Annotated in this window: 14 protein-coding genes; 12 read left to right on the top strand and 2 right to left on the bottom strand. The window is 69.9% G+C overall.

Annotated features, from left to right (window positions below):
- The first annotated feature begins 208 nt into the window (after positions 1-208).
- The 4 genes from rplU (at position 209) to ACF08N_RS09340 (ending at position 4,319) form a co-directional block, all read left to right on the top strand.
- A complete protein-coding gene (gene rplU, locus ACF08N_RS09355) occupies positions 209-529 on the top strand; it encodes a 50S ribosomal protein L21 (RefSeq protein WP_114036861.1) in 321 nt (106 codons plus the stop codon).
- A 14-nt stretch (positions 530-543) separates the two neighbouring features.
- Positions 544-798 (top strand): 50S ribosomal protein L27, encoded by a 255-nt coding sequence (gene rpmA / locus ACF08N_RS09350; RefSeq protein ID WP_215184494.1) that lies wholly within the window; start codon positions 544-546, stop codon positions 796-798.
- A 141-nt stretch (positions 799-939) separates the two neighbouring features.
- On the top strand, positions 940-2,376 hold the full coding sequence (obgE, locus tag ACF08N_RS09345; protein ID WP_392323994.1) for a GTPase ObgE: 1,437 nt from the start codon (positions 940-942) through the stop codon (positions 2,374-2,376).
- Between the two features lie 203 nt (positions 2,377-2,579).
- On the top strand, positions 2,580-4,319 hold the full coding sequence (locus ACF08N_RS09340; protein ID WP_392323993.1) for a stealth family protein: 1,740 nt from the start codon (positions 2,580-2,582) through the stop codon (positions 4,317-4,319).
- Between the two features lie 82 nt (positions 4,320-4,401).
- Here the strand turns inward: ACF08N_RS09340 and ACF08N_RS09335 are convergent, their stop codons facing one another.
- Both ACF08N_RS09335 and ACF08N_RS09330 read right to left on the bottom strand, forming a co-directional pair.
- Positions 4,402-7,212, bottom strand: coding sequence for a stealth conserved region 3 domain-containing protein (locus tag ACF08N_RS09335; RefSeq protein WP_392323992.1), 2,811 nt, complete (start codon positions 7,210-7,212; stop codon positions 4,402-4,404).
- Positions 7,209-8,213 (bottom strand): hypothetical protein, encoded by a 1,005-nt coding sequence (locus tag ACF08N_RS09330; protein WP_392323991.1) that lies wholly within the window; start codon positions 8,211-8,213, stop codon positions 7,209-7,211. The genes ACF08N_RS09335 and ACF08N_RS09330 overlap by 4 nt, the downstream gene beginning before the upstream one ends.
- Positions 8,214-8,453: 240 nt before the next feature.
- On the opposite strand from ACF08N_RS09330, the gene ACF08N_RS09325 reads away from it, so the two are divergent.
- The 8 genes from ACF08N_RS09325 to rfbB all read left to right on the top strand — a co-directional run bounded on the left by ACF08N_RS09325 (position 8,454) and on the right by rfbB (position 21,359).
- The gene (locus ACF08N_RS09325; RefSeq protein ID WP_392323990.1) at positions 8,454-10,568 is read left to right on the top strand and encodes a PIG-L family deacetylase; all 2,115 of its coding nucleotides are present in this window, start codon (positions 8,454-8,456) and stop codon (positions 10,566-10,568) included.
- 47 nt (positions 10,569-10,615) lie between these two features.
- Complete coding sequence (gene galE / locus ACF08N_RS09320) at positions 10,616-11,596, top strand: UDP-glucose 4-epimerase GalE (RefSeq protein ID WP_392323989.1); 981 nt, start codon at positions 10,616-10,618, stop codon at positions 11,594-11,596.
- 319 nt (positions 11,597-11,915) lie between these two features.
- A complete protein-coding gene (locus ACF08N_RS09315) occupies positions 11,916-13,931 on the top strand; it encodes a glycosyltransferase family 4 protein (RefSeq protein ID WP_392323988.1) in 2,016 nt (671 codons plus the stop codon).
- 230 nt (positions 13,932-14,161) lie between these two features.
- The gene (locus ACF08N_RS09310) at positions 14,162-15,649 is read left to right on the top strand and encodes an SDR family NAD(P)-dependent oxidoreductase (protein ID WP_392323987.1); all 1,488 of its coding nucleotides are present in this window, start codon (positions 14,162-14,164) and stop codon (positions 15,647-15,649) included.
- Positions 15,650-15,800: 151 nt separating this feature from the next.
- Positions 15,801-17,852: a hypothetical protein gene (locus tag ACF08N_RS09305; protein WP_392323986.1), complete on the top strand. Its 2,052-nt coding sequence runs from the start codon at positions 15,801-15,803 to the stop codon at positions 17,850-17,852.
- Positions 17,853-18,001: 149 nt separating this feature from the next.
- Complete coding sequence (locus ACF08N_RS09300) at positions 18,002-19,240, top strand: glycosyltransferase family 2 protein (RefSeq protein WP_392323985.1); 1,239 nt, start codon at positions 18,002-18,004, stop codon at positions 19,238-19,240.
- Between the two features lie 68 nt (positions 19,241-19,308).
- Positions 19,309-20,376 carry a glucose-1-phosphate thymidylyltransferase gene (locus tag ACF08N_RS09295; protein ID WP_392323984.1) on the top strand — a complete coding sequence of 356 codons (1,068 nt, stop codon included), beginning with the start codon at positions 19,309-19,311 and terminating at the stop codon, positions 20,374-20,376.
- Complete coding sequence (gene rfbB / locus ACF08N_RS09290) at positions 20,373-21,359, top strand: dTDP-glucose 4,6-dehydratase (protein WP_392323983.1); 987 nt, start codon at positions 20,373-20,375, stop codon at positions 21,357-21,359. Before ACF08N_RS09295 ends, rfbB begins: the two co-directional genes overlap by 4 nt.
- The last annotated feature ends 23 nt before the right edge of the window (positions 21,360-21,382 follow it).

The following is a 21,382-nucleotide window of genomic DNA, read 5'->3' as shown; positions in this document are numbered from 1 at the left end:
GCGGGGGACCGAAGGGCAGCCGGTTTGACCCGCCGTCGACAGATCCGTAACCTTGTCCATCGGCGTGTTTCCTTATGCGCCCACCTCTGAGCACCTCCCTCCCGGCCCGCCGGGAGAGGCCGCTCGTCCAATCCGGATCGTCACGGGCCCCGTGCCCGTGTGAGCGGCTGGCATCAGGGGTTTCGTTCCGAGCGAGAGAGAGATCCGCGTGTACGCCATCGTGCGCAGCGGTGGTCGCCAGCACAAGGTTGCTGTCGGCGACATCGTTGAGGTTGACAAGATTTCCACCGCCAAGGTTGGCGACACGGTCGAGCTCTCGACCCTGCTCGTTGTCGACGGCGACGCCGTGACCAGCGACCCGTGGGTGCTGGCCGGTATCAAGGTCACGGCCGAGGTCGTGGACCACCACAAGGGCGCGAAGATCGACATCCTTCGCTACAAGAACAAGACCGGCTACCGCCGCCGCCAGGGTCACCGTCAGCAGTACACGGCGATCAAGGTCACCGGCATCCCCACGGCTGCGAAGTAAGGGACTGAGGAGAGATGGCACACAAGAAGGGCGCATCGTCCACCCGGAACGGTCGCGACTCGAATGCTCAGCGGCTCGGCGTGAAGCGCTTCGGCGGTCAGGTCGTGAACGCCGGTGAGATCCTGGTCCGCCAGCGTGGCACCCACTTCCACCCCGGCTCGGGCGTGGGCCGTGGCGGCGACGACACCCTGTTCGCGCTGCTGCCGGGCGCTGTGGAGTTCGGTACCCACCGTGGCCGCAAGGTCGTGAACGTCGTTCCGGTCGCCTGACCGGTTCTTCAGCGAGGGGCGGACCTCACTTCCCGGACCGGGAAGCGGGTCCGCCTTTCGTGTGTTGAGAGACAGACATTTCCGTACGTACGTCACCGGCGCTCGTCGCCGGCGGCACCCCGTCATCACTGGAGGCAATCCATGACCACCTTCGTGGACCGCGTCGAGCTGCACGTCGCCGCGGGTAACGGAGGCCACGGCTGCGCCTCCGTGCACCGGGAGAAGTTCAAGCCGCTCGGCGGGCCCGACGGCGGCAACGGCGGTCGCGGCGGCGACGTCATCCTGGTCGTCGACCAGTCCGTGACCACGCTGCTCGACTACCACCACAGCCCGCACCGCAAGGCCACCAACGGCAAGCCCGGCGAGGGCGGCAACCGCTCCGGCAAGGACGGTCAGGACCTGGTCCTGCCCGTGCCGGACGGCACGGTCGTCCTCGACAAGCGGGGCAATGTGCTCGCCGACCTGGTGGGCCAGGGCACCACGTACGTCGCCGCCGAGGGCGGCCGCGGCGGCCTCGGCAACGCGGCACTGGCCTCCGCGCGCCGCAAGGCCCCCGGTTTCGCGCTGCTCGGCGAGCCCGGCCGCTCGGGCGATGTCGTGCTGGAGCTCAAGACCGTCGCCGACGTCGCGCTCGTGGGGTACCCGAGCGCCGGCAAGTCCTCGCTGATCTCGGTGCTCAGCGCCGCCAAGCCGAAGATCGCGGACTACCCGTTCACCACGCTCGTCCCCAACCTGGGCGTCGTGACCGCCGGCTCGACCGTCTACACGATCGCGGACGTCCCCGGCCTGATCCCGGGCGCCAGCCAGGGCCGCGGCCTGGGCCTGGAGTTCCTGCGCCACGTCGAGCGCTGCTCGGTTCTGGTGCACGTGCTGGACACCGCGACGCTGGAGTCCGAGCGTGACCCCGTCTCCGACCTCGACATGATCGAGGAGGAGCTGCGGCAGTACGGCGGCCTGGAGGACCGGCCGCGCATCGTCGTCCTCAACAAGGTCGACATCCCCGACGGCCAGGATCTGGCCGACATGATCCGCCCGGACCTGGAGGCTCGCGGTCACCGCGTCTTCGAGGTGTCCGCGGTGGCCCACAAGGGCCTCAAGGAGCTGTCGTTCGCGCTGGCCGAGATCGTGGCCCAGGCGCGTGCCGCCAAGCCGGTGGAGGAGGCGACCCGGATCGTCATCCGCCCGAAGGCGGTCGACGACGCGGGCTTCACGGTGACGCAGGAGGAGGACGGCCTGTTCCGCGTGCGCGGCGAGAAGCCGGAGCGCTGGGTGCGCCAGACCGACTTCAACAACGACGAGGCCGTGGGCTACCTCGCCGACCGTCTGGGCCGTCTGGGCGTCGAGGACGAGCTGATGAAGGCCGGTGCCCGCGCGGGCGACGGCGTCGCGATCGGCCCCGAGGACGACGCGGTCGTCTTCGACTGGGAGCCGACGATGATGGCGGGCGCGGAGATGCTCGGCCGCCGCGGCGAGGACCACCGCTTCGAGGCCCCGCGCCCGGCGGCGCAGCGCCGCCGCGACCGCGAGGCGGAGCGGGACGAGGCGCTCAAGGAGTTCGAGGGCTTCGACCCCTTCTGAGACTCTCGGAACGGGCCGCCCGCAGCGGCCCGTTCCGGCCTGTGGCCGGCCGTGCGGGTCCGCCCGAACGCCGCACAGAGTCCTCGCAAGCCCGTTCTCCCTGGTGACCGGAGCGGGTGACCGGCGGCCCGGAGGGGGCGGAGCACCCGTCATAATGGGGGTGTTCACACGCTCTTTTCGTTTCGTTCAAGGAGTCGCCCGCAGTGCGAAATCCCGAGGCACCCCGGCTTCTTGGGGTCTACCGCCGAGCTGTGCCGGAGAGGGTGCGGCGGGCAATCGTCTCGCAGGTCGACGCTGATGTGCGCCGCCGTCTGAAGATGCGTATCGCGAACGGCACCGCGGTCGCCGAGCGGATCCGCGCCGGCCGGGTCGCCAGGCGGTACGAGGCACTCGTCTCGGGACCCGACCGCGCGGTGGTCGCTGTGGGCCAGGAGCTCAAGGTGGCGCTGGTGGCGGAGGGGACGACTCCGCTGCAGGCGCGCCGGAGCAACCTCGACGGCGTCCTGCGGGCACTGTCCGGCGCCGGGATCGAGCACTTCTGCGTACGGGGCCGTTCGGACACCGCGTCCGCCGTCGCCGTCCGCGTCGAGGACCGTGCCGCCGCGCTGGAGGCGCTCGCCGCCGCCTGCCAGGAGGAGCCGGGCTACGCCACGGTGGTCCGCGGCAACGGCCCGGTGCCCCAGTCCTCACTGCCCGGTTACGAGGCCCCCACCTGGCGCCGGCTGCGTGACGCGGAGATCGTGCGGATCACCTGGTACCGCACCGATCCCACCCGGCAGCTGAAGCTCGGTACCCAGTACGGCTGCGACGTCGAGTTCTGGCGCGAGGAGGACGGCGAGCTGACGGCCCCGCGGCCGGGCAAGCTCGCCGAGAAGCTGCCGGTCCGCGGCGAGACCGTCACCGTGCCGGAGGCGTACTTCACCAGCTTCGCGCCCCGCGAGTCCGCCGACGCGCCGCGCGTCCCGACCCGGGCGGAGCTGGCACTCGTCCCCAGTGGCGAGGTCACCTTCCCCATCGACGTGGTCTACACCTGGGTGGACGGTGCCGACCCGGCCTGGCTGCGGCGCCGCGCCGAATTCTCCGGTGAGGGCTACCACGCGGAGGCGGCCAACGCCGCGCGTTACCTGAGCCGCGACGAGCTCCGCTACTCGCTGCGCTCCCTGCACATGTACGCGCCGTGGGTGCGCACCATCCATCTCGTGACGGACGACCAGACGCCGGACTGGCTGGACACCGAGGTGCCCGGCCTGAAGGTGGTCAGCCACAAGGAGATATTCCGCTCGCCGAGCCTGCTGCCCACGTTCAACTCGCACGCCATCGAGAGCCAGCTGCACCACATCGAGGGGCTCTCGGAACACTTCCTGTACTTCAACGACGACGTGATGCTCGGCAACGAGGTGACGCCGCAGGACTTCTTCCTCGCCAACGGTCTCACCAAGTTCTTCCCGTCTCCGGCTCTGGTGCCGCTCGGTGAAAGGACCGTGGACGATCCGCCCGTGGCGGCGGCCGGCAAGAACAACCGGCGCCTGATCGAGGAGCGTTACGGCGCTGTGCTCGTGCAGAAGATGAAGCACATGCCGCATCCGCTGCGCCGCAGTGTGCTCACGGAGATCGAGTCCGAGTTCGAGACCGAGTACCGGCGCACCGAGGCGAGCCGGTTCCGCAGCATCGACGACATCTCCATCTCGTCGTCGCTGCACCACTACTACGCGTTCCACACACAGCGTGCGGTGCCCTCCCAGCTGCCCTACGCCTACCTGGACCTGACCCACCCGTGGACGGACACCAGGCTCGGCCGGCTGCTGGCCAACCGCGACAAGACGGTGTTCTGCGTCAATGACACGGTCTCGACGGAGCAGGACGTGACCGAGCAGAAGGACTTGATCACGCCGTTCCTTGAGGCGTACTTCCCGGTGCCGAGCCCGTTCGAGAAGAAGCGGTAGCGCGCACCGAGCGACAAGAGAGAGGGGCCCTTCCCCGTCCGGCCGGACGGGGAAGGGCCCCTCTCTCATACGCCGTGTGCCGTCAGCCTCGCTCGAAGCGCGAACGGACGGGGAAGTAGGCGTTCAGGAAGGCTCGCAGCACGCGGTCCTGCTCGTCGACGGGGACCTCGGCGTCCGCGGACTCCCCGATGCAGAAGACGTCATGGCTGCGGGAGGCCAGCAGCCTGCTGAGCACCGAGTGGTGCTCGTAGTTGCCGACGTTGATGTAGCTGCACGAGATGGCCGACGGCACGGAACGGCCCGTGAGGTAGCCGTAGTGGTGGTGCAGCGACGAGGTGATCGACAGGTCCGTGTTGGCACGGAACGGGTTGCGGGCCGTCGCCGAGACCTCTTCGGGGAAGCGTTCGGCGATCTCCGTGAGCACACTGCGGCGCAGGGGGTGCGGCGCGTGCAGGAAGCCGTGCGTGGCCACCCGGCCGAACGCCTGCTCCAGCAGCGCCCGGTTGTTCTTGGCCGCCGCGAAGTAGCCCTCGTCGTCCGGCGACGGCTCGCTCGGCGGGACGGAGGTCGGTGAACGGAACAGCTTCGCGACGCCGTTGCTCAGGAAGAACGAACCCGGCGAGAGCGGACGGCCGATGAACACGTCGTCGTTGAAGTAGAGGAAGTGCTCGGCCAGACCGTCGATACGGTGCAGCTGGCTCTCGATCGCGTGGGAGTTGAACGTGGGCAGCCAGGACTGGTCCGGGAAGATGTCCTTGTGGCTGACCACCTCGATGCCGGGCTGGTCGGTGTCCAGCCACTCCGGCGTCTGCTCGTCCGTCACGAGGTACACATTGCGCACCCAGGGCGCGAACATCGCCAGCGACCGCAGGGAGTAGCGCAGTTCGTCCCGGTTGCGGAACCGGACGTCACCGCTGTCGGCGTCGTCGACCGGCATGTCCAGGCGGCGGCGGACACCGTCGCGGCGCTTGCGCCACTCCGGGTCGGTGTCGTCGACCCAGGTGTAGACGACGTCGATGGGGAAGTCCACGTCCCACATCAGCTGCTTGGTGAACTGGGCCAGCGTCGGGTAGTCGTGTGCGCCGACCTGGAGCTTGGCCGTCGCCTCCAGCGAGGGCAGGCGGCGGCCGAGGAGCGTGGTGGCGCGCGGGCTGTTCCGCCAGCCGTCCTCGTCCTCCTCCCAGAACTCGACGGTGCATCCGTACGCCGGCCCGTAGCGCAGCGTGCGGCTCTCGCTCGTCACCGGCTTGAAGACCCGGACACCGGCGATCTCGCCGACGCCGTCGAGCCGTTCGGCCAGGACGGCGCCGGGAGCGGCACCGCGGGGGGTGATCAGCTCGCCGTAGACGGGCTGGCCCTGCAGGCCGGTCGCCAGAGCCTGGAGGGCGCGGGCGCGCTGCTCGACCGGTACGGCGACGAGGTGCGCGAGGCCGTCGTTGCGGACGAGGACGAAGGGAACACCGGCGTCCTCGAACGCCTTGGCGGTGATCTCCAGGTTCAGGTTCGCCATCGTCGGGCCGTCGATGTCGTCACGCTGCTCCGCGAGGCGGCCGGCCGACCGGATGAGGGACCGGTTCTGGGCCTGGATCATCACCTCGCGTGCCTTCTGCTCGTCGGCGGAGTTCGACAGCAGGGACACGGGGGCCGCGACGCTGAAGCTCTTGGTGCCGCCCTTGGCGATGCGCAGGGCCGTCCGGTCGGCGCGGGCGGCGAGGCGCTCGGGAGTGTCACGACGGGCGACGAGGCGACCGAACAGCTCCTCCCACTGGGCGGTGATCTGCTCGCCGGAGAAGCGCTCGTTGACGCCGGATCTCGCCGCCTTGCCGAAGGCGTGCCGTGTGTCGTCGTCCTTCATCAGGCGGGACATGGCCGAGGCGAGGGAATCGATGTCGCCCGGCGGCACCAGCAGTCCGTCGACGTCGTGCCGGATGATCTCGGCGGGTCCGGTGACGATGTCGTACGCGATCACCGGCACGCCCGCTGCGAACACCTCCAGCAGCACCAGGGGGAACGCCTCGTTGCGCGACGGCAGCAGGCACAGCGACGCCTTGGCCCACTCCTGCTCCATCTGGTCGGAGCGGCCCATGAGTTCCACCTGCGAGTGCAGGCCGAGCCCCTCGACCAGGTGACGCAGACGCACCTGCTGCGGACCGTCGCCGAAGATGCGCAGCGTCCAGTCGGGGAAGTCGGCGGAGACCCGGTGGAAGGCGTGGATCGCGTGGTCCAGCTGCTTCTCCGGCGTCATCCGGGCGGCCAGGACGATGGTCCTGCTCTCCAGGTCGGCACGCGGCCGGTAGCCGTCGGGAACCGCGTTGGGGATGGCCACCAGCTCGGGCGCCGCGTCCTGGAGGGAGTCGGCGAACCAGTCGTTGGTGCGCTCGGTCAGGGAGACGAGGGCGTCGATGCGGGGTGCGTACACCAGGAGCGGCTCACCGGAGACGCCGCGGAGCTGGGAGGCGCGGTGCTCCTGATGCACGGTGACGACGCGGGCCGGGGCGAGGTCGGCGACGGCAGCCATGAGCGCCGGCGTCGTCGTGACGAGGACGTCGGTGTCCAGAGAGCCGAGTGCCCTGGTCATCTCGACGTCGGAGAGCCGGTTGAACGTGCTCTCCCAGGCCGGCTTGATGATCTCGCTGGGGAGGGAGGCCAGTGTGCGGCAGGCCTCGGCGTCCAGGGCGGAGTCGCGTACGGGCCGCTCGTACGCGCCGGTCCGGTCCACGAGGTAGCGCCGCTCGACCTTCCGGGCCGCCGCGAAGAACGGTTCCTGACGGGTCTTGAAGACGCTGAGGATCTCGACCTCGTGGCGGGGCGCGAGATGGATCGCCTGGGTGTACGCGGCCATCTCCGTGCCGCCCATCTCATCGCCCCAGGTGAGCAGAAACGTGATCTTCATGCGACTTCCTCTGTGCTCCGGGGCGCTGCTATGACTTCGGCGCAATTGACGGCGAGCGCGCCGGCCGCCGTGACGTGGGCGTGCACCCGCAGGAGAGAGCCGTTGTCGAGGGCGACGATACGGAAGGGGGTGCGGTAGACCTGCCGGGGATGACGGACATCGGTCAGCTGGCGGGCGATCTTGAGCCGGGAACCGCCGAGCCGCAGGAACAGGTCCCAGGTCCGGGCCGTTCCGCGGCCGCTGCCCATCCTGTCGAGCGGCACCTCGAAGGTGAAACGGTCGCCGTCCCACTCGGGCTCGGTCACGACGGCCTGGTTGCCGCGGCGCACCACGGCCTCTGCGGTTGCGGTGGCCGTGCCGCGGGTGCAGCCGATGAGCCGGCCGTGCACGGTGATCCGGTCCCAGCGCAGGTCGAACGAGGTGAGTTCGGCATGGGGGCGGGGCGGCCGGACCTTCAACAGCGCGTATCCGTCCACCGAACGGACCGGGCGGAAGACAGCGCCGCTCGTGGGTGAGGGCGAGTACGGCAGGGTCGGCCCGTCCGAGACCTCGGGGGCGGCGGCCGCGGTGATCTTCGTGTGCCGCGTCTGCCCTTCGCTGTCCGTCAGCAGGACGGCCAGCCTCCAGATGCCGGTGCTCAGGACGGGCCCGCGGCCCGCCGGCTCCGGCCCGTCACGGTGGCGCAGCGGCACGGTCGCGGTGAGGAGCAGAGTGCCGTCGGCCTGCGGCTCGAGCTCCAGCGGCACTCGTTCGCGGGCGGTGCCGTGCGAGAGCACCAGGACGGCGGAGGTGACGCCCCGGCCGGGGACGGCGACGGCGAAGTTCAGGGTCCGTCCGCTGGAGACGGAGAAGTGCACGGGCCGGAGCTGCGCCCGGGGCCGGATTCCGCCGCCGATCGCCGGTACTGTGTGCAGCTGCTCGACGCGACGGCGCATGCGCACGGCGGCACGACGGGCACGCTTGGCAGCGCCCACCGCATAGGGCAGCAGTGAGTCACTCACGGCGATCCCGGCTTCCACTCAGAGCTGATGGTCAGCGTCGCATGGTGCCAAGAATGAGCTGCATCGGCAAGTTGACTCATAATTCGACCCTTATGTGATGACGATCACTCGATCGTGTGAAACCTGATTCCGCATTTCTCCTCTTCACCTGTGGCGATCCCACTTGATCGCCACAGATGTGAAGAGGGAGACATGGGTCGCCGGACCGAATCTCAATGCCCTGCGCCGTCCAGGCGCACCGTGCTGGCGTCCCTGGCGGGTGCCTCGACAGCGGTCCTGGTGGGCGGCTGCACCGTTACCACTCCCTCTGTCGCTCCGGACGCGGCGACCGGCGCGGGCGGTTCCGATGTGCCGGTGCGGCAGCTGGGCGTGGAACCGCGGAACGGCTTCACGCGACCCGGCCACGCGCGGGTGATGCAGATTGTGGCCCATCCGGACGACGACCTGTTCTTCATGAACCCCGACGTGGCCCAAACACTCGCGAGCGGGATACCGGTGATATCCGTCTATGTCACGGACGGCGGTTCCTTCGGCAAGAACGTGATTCCGGGCGGACCGGAGCCGGCGGCCGACATCCCGGCCTATGTCTCCTCGCGCCAGCAGGGGTTGCGGCAGGCGTACGCGCAGATGCTCCGCGCCCCGCTCTTCACCGAGTGGGAGCGCACGACGATCCGGCTGCCGGGAGGACACGAGGCCGAACTCAACCGGCTCGAGCACCGCGGGCGCCGTGCGGAACTGATCTTCCTCAACCTCCGCATGCATGCCAAGCACCGCGGCAGGGCCGTCAACATGACGCACCTGTGGGCCACTCCGGGTGTCCGGCTCCCGATCCAGCCCGCTCCCGATTCCCCGGTCCGTGCGCACCTCACCTACGGCCGTGACGACCTTGTGGCCGCGCTCGTCTCCCTGCTCCGGCGCTACCGGCCCACCCTGATACGCACGCTCGACCCCGATCCCGACGCCCAGGTGCACAGCCCGCAGCACCCCCGGGGCAGCGATCAGCCCGGCTACTCCGACCACCCGGACCACACCGCCGCCGCGCTGTTCACCTGGCGCGCACTCACCGAATGGGCGCGGGCCAGCGAGCGCGGCGCGAAGGTCCCGGCCTTCCAGACCGAGTCGTACCGGGGCTACTACAACCAGCGCTGGCCGCACAACCTGCCCTGGGAGACGGTCGCCCTCAAGACCCGCTACCTCAACGCGTACGGCGGCGACCCCTCCTGGGAGTGCGGCAACGCGTCCGGCTGCGGCGACTACGCGATCGGCGGCGACCGGGTCCTGGCGTCGAAGCGCGGGTGGGTGCGGAGCACCCACCGGCGTTATCCGGCCGCAGGTCCCCGGGTGGTGAGCGGAGCCGACGGCCGGATGACGGTGTACGGCGTGCTCGGAACCCGCCTCGCGCGCTGGAGCGGCACACCGGACGGGCGCCTGGGTGCGCCGGAGGACCTGGGCGGCGGCGCGCTCGCGCCCGCGATAGCCGTGACGACCACGGCGGACGGCCGCCACCTCGTCTTCGGCCTGCGCTTCTCCCGGCTGGAGGCGCGCACCTCCCGCAACGTCCGCGAGATCGTCATGCTCCGGCAGCTGACGCCGGGGGGTGACTTCGAGCCCACGTGGCGCAGCCTCGGCAACCCCGAGACGGATCCCCGGCGCACCCGGCTGGCCGGCACGCCGACCGTGGTGACCGGCGCCGACGGCCGGGTCCATCTCTTCGTGCGCAACGGGAGCAAGGGCGTGAGCACCCGCGTGCTCGACGAGCAGGGCCGCTGGTCGCGCTGGCGCCGGCTGTCCGGCGGATACGTGCAGGACGGGCTGGCCGCCACCGTAGACGGCGACGGGCTCATCCATCTGTTCGCGGCCTCGTCCGGGTGGGTGGAGCACTGGATGCAGCGCACGCCCACCTCCGGGCTGCGCAAGGGGACGCGGCGCTACGTGGCGGAGCCGGGGGACGTCCCGGACGCCGTCACCGCCTCGGACGGCTCCGTGCTGATCGGCTACCGGCGCGTGGCCAGTGACCGGGTCATGGTCGAGCGCCTGGGTGCCGGGCGGGCGGGCCGGTGGACGACCGTGGCGGACACGTCCGTACCCGGTTACGGGCGCGTCGGTCTCGTCGGTGGCCGGAAGCCGGGGGTGGATCAGCTCCTCATGGCCGTCACCACCGGAACCCGCGGACTGGTGTACGACGGCCGCGACGGCGCAGTGGCCCCGACAGGAGCCCGGCAGCACGCCGCGGTGACCGCGGGAAACCCCGCGCCCGTGAGCGCGGCGGGCGGTGGGCCGGCCGCGGTGGTCACCCTCGGCCTGGACGGCGGCCCTGTCGTCACCGAGCTGCCGGACAGCGTGGGCAGCGCCTGAGGGCCGCGGGCGGCGAGTGACCTCCGGGGGTCTTCTAGAATGACCGGATGACGTGGATGATCACAGGCGGTGCGGGCTACATCGGTTCTCACGTGGTGAAGGCCCTCACCGAAGGCGGAGAGCAGGTGGTCGTCCTCGACGACCTGAGCACCGGTGACCCGGCCAGGCTGCCCGCCGGTGTGCCGCTGGAGCGCGGTTCGGTGCTGGACCGGGCCCTGGTCGACCGGGTGCTGCGGGACCACGCGGTCGAGGGCATCGTCCACGTGGCGGCGAAGAAGCAGGTCGGCGAGTCCGTCGAGCGCCCCCTGCACTACTACCGCGAGAACGTCACGGGCCTCCAGACCCTGCTGGAGGCCGCCGCTGATGCCGGTGTCCGCCGGTTCCTGTTCTCCTCATCGGCGGCGGTCTACGGCATGCCGGACGTCGACCTGGTGACGGAGCGGACCGAGTGCGCCCCGATGAGCCCGTACGGGGAGACCAAGCTCGCCGGCGAGTGGCTGGTGCGCGCGGCCGGCCGCGCGCACGGCATGTCCACCGCCTCGCTGCGCTATTTCAACGTGGCCGGTGCCGCGTCCGCCGAGCTCGGCGACCCCGGCGTCTTCAACCTCGTGCCCATGGTGTTCGAGCGGCTGGACCAGGGACTGCCGCCGCTGATCTTCGGGGGCGACTACGCGACCCCGGACGGCACCTGCGTACGCGACTACATCCACGTCGAGGACATCGCCTCCGCACATGTGGCGGCCGCGCGCCGGCTGGTCGACGACCCCTCCGCGGAACTGGTCCTGAACATCGGCCGTGGTGAGGGCGTGTCCGTCGCCGAGATGGTGGACCTCATCCGCGAGATCAGTGGTCACCAGGACACGGCGGCAGAGATGGCGCCCCGCCGCCCCGGGGATCCGGCGAGGGTGGTGGCGTCGGCCGACCTGATCCGCAAGGAGCTCGGCTGGAGCGCCCGGTACGACGTCCGGCAGATGGTCGAGTCCGCGTGGCAGGGCTGGCGTCTGCGGCATCCCGCCCCCGGACGCTGAGCCCCGGACGGTTTCGCCCGTCCGCCCGTCCGCCCGTCCGTTCGCTCAACCGCTCACCCGAGCCCGAGCCCGGGCCCGACTGTCGCCTCGTGCGGCCGTGGGGCCCGGGCCGCTGTGTTTCCCGGGTGCGGCCATCCCCTGGCCCGTCCCGATGTCCTCCGGGAGTGACAGTCCGTCACCCGTATGGCCGGAAGTCTGGCGATGCGGGAGGTATCGGTCATATCGTAGGGCCGGTTCGGATGGTCCCTCGGGCCGCGGCTCGTCGGCACCCGAGCCGCGGGACGCGCTTCGTCCCGGAGCGGAAGCGAACGGAGAGCCGATGAAGATCTCCTTCCTCATCCACACCGTCTACGGGATCGGCGGCACCATCCGCACGACGCTGAACCTGGCCGAGGAACTGGCCGATCGCCATGAGGTCGAGATCGTCTCGGTCTTCCGGCACCGCGACGACCCCGCGTTCCTCCTCGACCCGCGCATCGCGGTCGTTCCGCTCGTCGACATCCGCAAGGGCAGCGCGGACCGTCAGGAGCCGCTGTTCGCCGAGGCCGCCGTCGCCTTCCCGCGGGCCGAGCCCCGTTACGGGGAGTACAACCGGCTCGTCGACGAGCGCGTCCGCGCGCACTACGCCGGCTCCGACGCGGACGTCGTCATCGGCACCCGCCCCGGACTCGTCGCCTACGTCGCCCGGTTCGCCCCGCCGACCGCCGTCCGCATCGGCCAGGAGCACATGACGTACCACCATCACCGGTCGGCGCTGCGCGAGGAGATGTACGACCACCTGGATGCGATCGATGCGTTCGTGACCGTCTCGGAGGGCGACGCCACGGTGTGGCGGGAGAAGATGCCGCTGCCCACGACCCGGGTGCTGTCGATCCCGAACAGCGTGCCGGAGCCTCCCGTGCCGCCGTCCGACGGCACCGGCGCGACGGTCGTCGCCGCCGGTCGGCTGTCGGCGGAGAAGCAGTACGACGTACTGATCGACGCGTTCGCCCACGTCGTCGCCGCACGGCCCGGGTGGACGCTGCGCATCTACGGATCCGGTGACCAGGAGGACGCGTTGCGGGACCGTATCAACGCGCTGGGTCTGTACAACGAGATCCATCTGATGGGCCCTCACTCACCGATCGAGCCGGAGTGGGCCAAGGCGGCCATCGCCGTGTCGACGTCCCGTCACGAGTCGTTCGGCATGACGCTGGTGGAAGCGATGCGCTGCGGTGTGCCGATGGTGAGCACCGACTGCGACTACGGTCCGCGGGAGATCGTCGAGGACGGTGTCGACGGACTGCTCGTACCGGTCGGCGATGTCACGGCGGTGGCCCGGGCGCTGCTGCGGCTCATCGACGACGAGGAACTGCGCGCCGCCATGGCCGCCGCCGCCCTGCGCAACGCGCGCCGCTTCGACCCGGATGTGGTCACCAAGCAGTACGAGGACCTGTTCGACGAACTCGCCGCCGATGTGGCGCAGCGCGCCCGCCTCCCCGGGACGGGGCAGGTCGCCGACTGCACCGTGGGCGCGGACGGTTCGCTCGGCGTGCAGTTGGCGGGGCCGTTGTCGACAGGCCTCGAGCGCGGCGCCCGGCTGGTGTGCACGCGCACGGGAGCGCATGCGGATGTGCGCGCGTTCGCCGTCGACTCGGTGGGGTCGGCGACGGTTCCGGCCGGCGCGGACCTCCCCGAGGGAGTGTGGAACGTCTTCGTGGAGTCGGCCGCGGGCTCCCGCGGCAGGGTCACCGCCCGTGTCGTCGACCAGCGCGGTGCCCTGCGCGCGAAGGAGCGCCTGGGGCACGGCACTTGTGTGCGTCATCTCCTCCCGTACGAGGACAGGGCGAAGGGAGGCGCGCTGATGGTGCGGGCCTGGCACAGGCCGGTGCACGCCGAGGTGTCCGAGGTGCGGGTCGACGGCGCGAAGGTGGCGTTGGAGGGCAGCATGTTCGGCACCGCCGTGATATCCGGCGATCCGGCACTGGTGCTGCGCCGCCGGGGCACTCCCGCGGACGAGATCCTCTTCCCCGGCGAGCGTGTCGGCGGCGACGGCTTCCGCTTCCGCTTCTCCTCGGCGGTGCCGGCGGCCTCGCAGTTGACCGCTCACGACCTGTGGGACTTCTTCATCCGCTACGCGCCCGGCGCCGCGCCGGCGCGGATCGGCCGCCTCCTCGACGATGTGATGGAAAAGCGAAGGGTCTATGCCTATCCCCACACGGTGATGACCAAGCGGCAGACGAGTCGGACCCGTGCTGTGGTCAAGCGGCTCCTGGGCAGGCCGCGCAAGAGGGTCCGTGTGCACGTCTATTACACGCTCTCCAACGACCTCGCTCTCAATGTGGTGGATATGTAGGCGCAGTTTGTCCAACTCTGCAAGGATTCACCCCACTCGATTGTGTGGCGTCGGTCACTCGTTGGTGGACGGTTCGTCACCACGAACACCCGTCATCACCCTGGTGAACAGCAGGTTTAATCGAATGTGTGGGGGGTAGCAGCCGCCTTGCGAGACGGTAAACCGGAATGTCAGAGTCGGTTTTTGTCCCCCCAGCCTCCGCATGATTGGTTCTCTTATCCGTGCAGCACATGGCCACATTCCGAACCACCGCCGTCCTGCTCGCGGGGGGCACCGGCCAGCGGGTGGGTTTGTCGATTCCCAAGCAGCTGCTGAAGATCGCGGGTAAGGCGGTTATCGAGCACACGCTGTCGATTTTCGAGCAGGCCGACTCCATCGACGATGTCATCGTGATGATGGCGCCGGGATATGTGGCCGATGTGGAGAAGATCGTCGCCAAGGCCGGCCTCACCAAGGTCACCCGTGTCATCGAAGGCGGCGCCACCCGCAGCGAGACGACCGAGCGTGCGATCGCCGCTCTGGGCGAGGGCCTGGCCGAGGGGGAGGACCGCAACGTCCTGTTCCACGACGCCGTCCGCCCGCTGCTCTCCGAGCGCGTCGTCAAGGACTGCGTCGACGCGCTGGACCGCTACCAGGCCGTCGATGTCGCCATCCCGTCCGCGGACACGATCATCGTGACCCGGACCCACGGCGAGGACGGCGAGTTCATCACCGACGTCCCGGACCGCTCCCGCCTGCGCCGCGGCCAGACCCCGCAGGCCTTCAAGCTCTCGACGATCCGCAGGGCGTACGAACTCGCGGCCGAGGACCCGAACTTCCAGGCGACCGACGACTGTTCGGTCGTCCTCAAGTACCTCCCCGACGTGCCGATCTACGTCGTCACGGGCGACGAGTACAACATGAAGGTCACGCAGCCCGTCGACGTCTTCATCGCCGACAAGCTGTTCCAGCTGGCCTCGACGGCCGTCCCCGCCCCGGCCGACGAGGCGGCCTACCGCGAGCTGCTGGAGGGCAGGACCGTCGTCGTCTTCGGCGGCTCGTACGGCATCGGCGCGGACATCGCCGTGCTCGCCGAGTCGTACGGGGCGAAGGTCTACGCCCTCGGCCGCTCCACCACCGGCACCCACGTCGAGAACCCGGAGCACGTCGAGGACGCGCTGTCCAAGGCGCACGCCGAGACCGGCCGCGTCGACTACGTGATCAACACCGCGGGCGTGCTGCGCATCGGCAAGCTCGCCGAGACGGACGACAGGGCCATCGACGAAGCGCTGAACGTCAACTACCTGGCGCCGGTGCAGATCGCGCGTGCCGCGCACAAGTACCTGGTGAAGACCAAGGGCCAGCTGCTGCTCTACACCTCCAGCAGCTACACGCGCGGCCGCGCCGAGTACAGCCTCTACTCCTCCACCAAGGCCGCCATGGTGAACCTCACCCAGGCCCTGGCCGACGAGTGGGCCGGTGACGGCATCCGCGTGAACTGTGTGAACCCGGAGCGCACAGCCACCCCCATGCGTACCAAGGCGTTCGGCGACGAGCCGGCCGGTTCGCTGCTGTCGTCCGAGGCGGTGGCCCGCACCTCGCTCGACGTGCTGCTGTCCGAACTGACCGGTCACGTCATCGACGTGCGTCAGCAGGACCCCACGCGCGGCGCCTGCGAGGCGGCATCGGGATTCGAACAGGCACTGGCGTCTGTCCTCGATCGCCACGAAGATGAATGAGACTGCGACACGTCCGGACGTTCGGGCCTGCCGTCGCCGGGACCCGACTCTGTGAAACAGATCCGTCACACATCCTTCGCAGAGAATTCTTGCAAGACAAACAGTCGGCACCCCCTGGAGCAGGTTCTTCGTGATCTCGAAAGCCATTCGCATGGCTCGCGTCGGCAGCGCATCGGAGCTGGCCGCAGCGATTCTCCTGATGCTCGGATTCCCGTGCGTCATGCTCGCGGCGATAATTCCCAGTCTCTGGTTCTTCGCGGCCGCCGTCGCCGTGACCTACCTCGCTGACCGGTACCTGCACCAGCGGTCCAGTTATCTGGTCAACCGGCTGGCCAAGGTCCGTGCCGGCCTGTCCATCCGCTTCCTCGTGCGCCAGCTGCTGCTCGTGCTGCTGCTGGCCCGCATGGGGTACGCGGAGGACGCCGTCTTCTACGTGACGGTCGCCTGCCTCCTCGGCTTCTACGGTCTCCAGGCGCCGCACGGCGCGATGGTCACCCTGATCCGGCTGCGCCGGAGGCTTCCGGTGGTCACGCGCAACATCGACCTCTCACACGTGCGCATCCCCGACGCCCCGAGACGCGGTCTGCTGAACCGGTCCGCCGAGAAGATGCTGCACCTCGACGTCTTCTCCTTCGTCGGGGTGGTCGTCGCGATCGAGACCGGCGCCCAGGCGTTCGCGTACGCCGGTCTGGGTCTGACGGTGGCTCTCGCCGTCGGCTACCTCGCCGTCCTGCTGCCCAACCTCCGGCCCGCCAGGCTGCCGGCCTCGCCGGAGCAGGTGCTGGAGGGCATCGACGCCTGGCTGCGCGAGTACCGGCCGACCGTGATGCTGTACTTCTCCGGCTCCAAGGACTCGGCGTACCAGGTCAACATGTGGCTGGAGACGATGGCGCAGCTCGGCGGCCGGCCGCTGGTCCTCCTGCGTGAGCGCGCCCTCGTCCCGCAGCTCGGCAGCACCTCGCTCCCCGTGCTCTGCGTGCCGGGCGGTGTGCATCTGATGAACATGGACCTGTCGTCGGTGCGCGTCGCGCTGTACGCGGCCAACGTCGGCAAGAACATCCACCTGCTGCGGGTGCCGACCATGAAGCACGTCTTCATCGGCCACGGCGACAGCGACAAGCTCGCCAGCGTCAACCCGTTCAGCAAGGTGTACGACGAGGTGTGGACCGCGGGCCGGGCGGGCCGCGACCGCTACGCGCTGGCCGACGTCGGTGTGCTCAGCGAGGACATCGTCGAGGTCGGCCGCCCGCAGCTCGCCCCCATCGAGCAGTGGACGGGCAAGCCGCTCAACCCGGTCCCGACCGTGCTCTACGCCCCCACCTGGGAGGGCTGGGACGACAACCCCGGCAACACCTCCCTGCTGCTGGCCGGCGAGAACATCGTCAAGCGCCTGCTGAACTCCGAGAAGCCGGTCCGCGTGCTCTACAAGCCGCACCCGTTCACCGGCACCCGCGACCCGAGGGCCAAGGCCGTGCACGAGCGGATCACCGCGATGGTCGAGCAGGCCGCCGCGGCCCGCGCGAACGAGCCCCGGTGGGTGGAGGAGGCCGCGTCGCACGCCGCGGAGCAGGCCGCCGCCCGTGCCGAGCTCCAGCGCGTCGAGGCACGGCTCGCCGAGCTGTCGGGCTCGGCCCGCGTCGGCCGGGACGAGGCCGAGGAGTCGCGCGACTCCGTGGCGGACCCGGTGCGCGAGGCGGAGACCGCGAAGCTCAAGGACGAGTGGAACACCGCCTTCTGGCGCTCCTTCGGCTGGTGGGAGCACAAGGTCATCACCGGCCCCCAGCCGCGTCTGTACGACTGTTTCAACGAGTCGGACGGCATGGTCTCGGACATCTCCAGCGTGGTCTCGGACTTCATCGCGAGCGGCAAGCCGTACGCGGTCACGGACTCCGCGGGCGTGGGAGAGGCCGAGTTCCGGCGGCAGAACACCGCGGTGCGTGCCGCGGTGATCCTCTCCAACAGCGCGGTCGAGCTCGACGAGCTGCTCACCGCCGTCGCCGACCGGGGCGCCGACTCGCGTGCCGCGGCGCGGCGCGAGCTGAAGGAGTACCTGCTCGGCCCGGACGAGCCCACATCCATCGAGCAGTTCGACGCGGCGGTGCAGGCACTGGCGGCCAAGGCCGAGGCCCGCAACGCCGGTGTGCTGCAGCGTCTGGCGGAGTCGGAGCAGTCGCCCGGCCTGGACGACACGCCGGTCGGCTGACGCGACCCTCGCGAGCGGCCCGGTGGCACCCCCGAAGGGGGCGCCACCGGGCCGCTCTCCGTTTCCGGCACCAGTCGCGGAGATATACACCTTTTTGCCCGGTGAGTCACGCAAAGCATCTTTTGGTATTTTCCGGTTGTCTTGTAGGTATGAGTGACTGTCTCGTGCCCGATGTCACGGTTGTCGTCGGCGCGTACGAAGCCATGCCCTATCTCGTCCGCTGCCTGGAGTCGGTGGAGTCCCAGACGCTGGGTGCCGACCGCATCGAGCTCGTCGCCGTCGACGACGGGTCGACCGACGGCACGGGGGAGTACCTGGAGGAGTTCGCCGCCCGGTCCAAGGTCCCCACCACGGTGATCAGGCAGCCCAACTCCGGCGGCCCGAGCGGCCCGCGCAACCTCGGCCTCTCCCTCGCCCGCGGCCGCTATGTCTTCTTCCTCGACGCCGACGACTTCTTCGGCGACGAGGCACTGGAGCGGATGGTCGCCATGGCCGACCGGGCCGGGACGGACGTCGTGCTGGGCCGGATGGCGGGCCGCGGGCGCGGCGTGCCGCGGTCGATGTTCGAGAAGACGCTGGAGCATGCGGACGTCTACACCTCGCGCATCATCTACGCGCTCAGCGCGCAGAAGCTGTTCCGCCGCGAGCTGCTGTGCCGGCTGGGCCTCACCTTCGACGAGAGTCTTCTGACCGGCGAGGACGCGCTGTTCACCATGGAGGCGTACCTCGGCGGCAACGGGGTGTCCGTCGTCGCCGACTACGACTGCTACTACCTGGTCGGCCGGGAGGACGGCAAGCACGCGACCCGGCGCGGCGGTTACCCGCCGCGATTCGAGGCGCTGACCGCCCTGGCGCGGCTGATCGCCCGGCTCGAACCGCCCGGCCGGGGGCGGGACCTGCTGATGCTCCGGCCCTTCACGGTCGGGTTGCTCCAGCAGTTCGGCCCTGCCCTGCTGCGCGCGTCCGAGTCCGAGCAGCGCGACCGGCTGCGGCTGGCGGCCGAGATGACGGGGCCGTACTGGACCCGGGGCGTCGCCCGCCGGATGAAGGTGGGCGAGCGGCTGGTGCTGGAGTGCGTGGCCCGCGGGCGGCTCGACCTGCTGAAGGACGTACTGGAGTTCACCGCCGCCAAGAAGGCGCCGGAGGTGGTCCGCCGGCGGTACGCGGGCCGGACCTACCTCGCGTACCCGCACTTCGGCGACCGCCGCAGTGGCCTCCCGCGGTCCCTCTACGAGGTGACCGTGCCCGACTGGTCCGGCAACCGGCGTGTCCTTCCGCCGGTCCGCAGAAACCTCCCGCGCCGGATTCTCGGCAGGATCCGCAGGAGTGCGCTGCGCGCCCGCCGGGCAGGCGCTTTGCGACGCAGGAAAGCAAAGGGTGAGACATAGGTAACATCGAAGTGCCGGAGCGGCATCCGGCGGGGGGAAACGCGCTTCCGACTCTTAGGGCAGGGATAGTGAAGGCACTCGTACTCTCCGGAGGAGCCGGTACACGACTCCGTCCCATTACCCACACATCTGCCAAACAATTGGTGCCGGTCGCCAACAAGCCGGTGCTCTTCTACGGTCTGGAGGCGATTGCGGAAGCCGGGATCACCGAGGTCGGTGTCATCGTCGGGGAGACGGCGCCGGAGATCGAGGAAGCGGTCGGCGACGGTTCCCGGTTCGGCGTCAAGATCACCTACATTCCGCAGGAGCGGCCGCTCGGACTCGCACACGCGGTCGTCATTTCCCGTGAGTTTCTGGGGGAAGACGATTTTGTGATGTATCTCGGTGACAACTTCATCGTGGGCGGCATCAGCGGACTCGTCGACGAGTTCCGCACCGAGCGCCCGGACGCGCAGATCCTGCTCACCAGGGTCCAGGACCCGACCTCCTTCGGCGTCGCCGAACTCGACGGGCAGGGCCGCGTCGTGGGCCTGGAGGAGAAGCCGCAGCACCCCAAGAGCGATCTCGCGCTCGTCGGCGTCTACCTCTTCACCCCCGCCGTGCACGAGGCCGTGCGGGCCATCGAGCCGTCCTGGCGCGGCGAGTTGGAGATCACGCATGCCATCCAGTGGCTGATCGACCAGCACCGGGACGTGCGGTCCACGACGATCGCCGGCTACTGGAAGGACACCGGCAACGTCACCGACATGCTGGAGGTCAACCGCTCGGTGCTGGAGACCCTGGAGTCGCAGGTGGAGGGCCTGGTCGACGACGACAGCGAGATCATCGGCCGGGTCCGCGTCGAGGAGGGCGCGCGGATCACCAACAGCCGCATCGTCGGCCCCGCGGTCATCGGCGGCGACACGGTGATCAGCGGCTCGTACGTCGGCCCGTTCACCTCCGTCGCCGAAGGGTGCCGGATCGAGGACAGCGAGATCGAGTACTCCATCGTCCTGCGCGGCGCCTCCATCACCGGCGTGCGGCGCGTGGAGGCGTCGCTGATCGGCCGGGACGTCGAGGTCACCCCCGCACCCCGCAACCCCTCGTCCCACCGACTCGTCCTCGGCGACCACAGCAAGGTGCAGATCTCCTCATGACGACCAAGATCCTGGTGACCGGCGGCGCCGGATTCATCGGCTCCCACTACGTCCGCACGCTGCTCGGCCCCGACGGTCCCGGCGACGTGGCCGTCACGGTCCTCGACAAGCTCACCTACGCGGGCAACCCGGCCAATCTCGACGAGGTGCGCGACCGCCCCGGCTTCGACTTCGTGCACGGCGACATCTGCGACGGCGGCCTCGTCGCCAAGCTGATGGCCGAGCACGACCAGGTCGTGCACTTCGCCGCCGAGTCGCACGTGGACCGCTCCATCGACGGCGGCGCCGAGTTCGTCCGTACGAACGTCGTGGGCACGCACACCCTCGTAGACGCCGCCCACCGGGCCGGCGTCGGGACGTTCGTGCACATCTCCACCGACGAGGTGTACGGCTCCATCGACGAGGGCTCCTGGCCCGAGACGCACCCGCTCGAGCCCAACTCGCCCTACTCGTCGGCCAAGGCGTCCAGCGACCTGATCGCCCTGTCGTACCACCGCACGCACGGCCTCGACGTCCGGGTGACCCGCTGCTCCAACAACTACGGGCACCACCACTTCCCCGAGAAGGTCATCCCGCTGTTCATCACGAACCTGTTGGACGGCCGGAAGGTCCCGCTCTACGGCGACGGCGGCAACGTCCGGGACTGGCTCCACATCGACGACCATGTCCAGGGCGTCGAACTCGTCCGCACCAAGGGCCGCCCCGGCGAGGTCTACAACATCGGCGGCGGCACCGAGCTGTCCAACAAGGAGCTCACCCGCCTGCTGCTCGACGCCTGCGACGCCGACTGGGACGCCAGCGTCGAGTACGTCACCGACCGCAAGGGCCACGACCGCCGCTACTCGGTCGACTGCACGAAGATCCGCGAGGAGCTCGGCTACGAGCCGCGCAAGGACTTCGCCACCGGGCTCGCCGAGACCGTGCGGTGGTACCGCGACAACCGCGCCTGGTGGGAGCCGCTGAAGGAGCGTGCGGCCCTGTGAGTGCCTGGCTCGTCACCGGCTCC

This window comes from Streptomyces sp. NPDC015127 (assembly GCF_043080095.1).
Classification (GTDB): domain Bacteria; phylum Actinomycetota; class Actinomycetes; order Streptomycetales; family Streptomycetaceae; genus Streptomyces.
Note: the sequence above shows the minus strand (reverse complement) of the source record. Positions and strands in the feature narration are given on the sequence as shown.

Coding starts and splice junctions, on each gene's coding strand:
- obgE (WP_392323994.1), top strand. CDS start 940: ATGACCACCTTCGTGGACCGCGTCGAGCTGCACGTCGCCGCGGGTAAC.
- rfbB (WP_392323983.1), top strand. CDS start 20,373: ATGACGACCAAGATCCTGGTGACCGGCGGCGCCGGATTCATCGGCTCC.
- ACF08N_RS09300 (WP_392323985.1), top strand. CDS start 18,002: ATGAGTGACTGTCTCGTGCCCGATGTCACGGTTGTCGTCGGCGCGTAC.
- ACF08N_RS09335 (WP_392323992.1), bottom strand. CDS start 7,212: ATGAAGATCACGTTTCTGCTCACCTGGGGCGATGAGATGGGCGGCACG.
- ACF08N_RS09315 (WP_392323988.1), top strand. CDS start 11,916: ATGAAGATCTCCTTCCTCATCCACACCGTCTACGGGATCGGCGGCACC.
- ACF08N_RS09305 (WP_392323986.1), top strand. CDS start 15,801: ATGGCTCGCGTCGGCAGCGCATCGGAGCTGGCCGCAGCGATTCTCCTG.
- rpmA (WP_215184494.1), top strand. CDS start 544: ATGGCACACAAGAAGGGCGCATCGTCCACCCGGAACGGTCGCGACTCG.
- ACF08N_RS09310 (WP_392323987.1), top strand. CDS start 14,162: ATGGCCACATTCCGAACCACCGCCGTCCTGCTCGCGGGGGGCACCGGC.
- galE (WP_392323989.1), top strand. CDS start 10,616: ATGACGTGGATGATCACAGGCGGTGCGGGCTACATCGGTTCTCACGTG.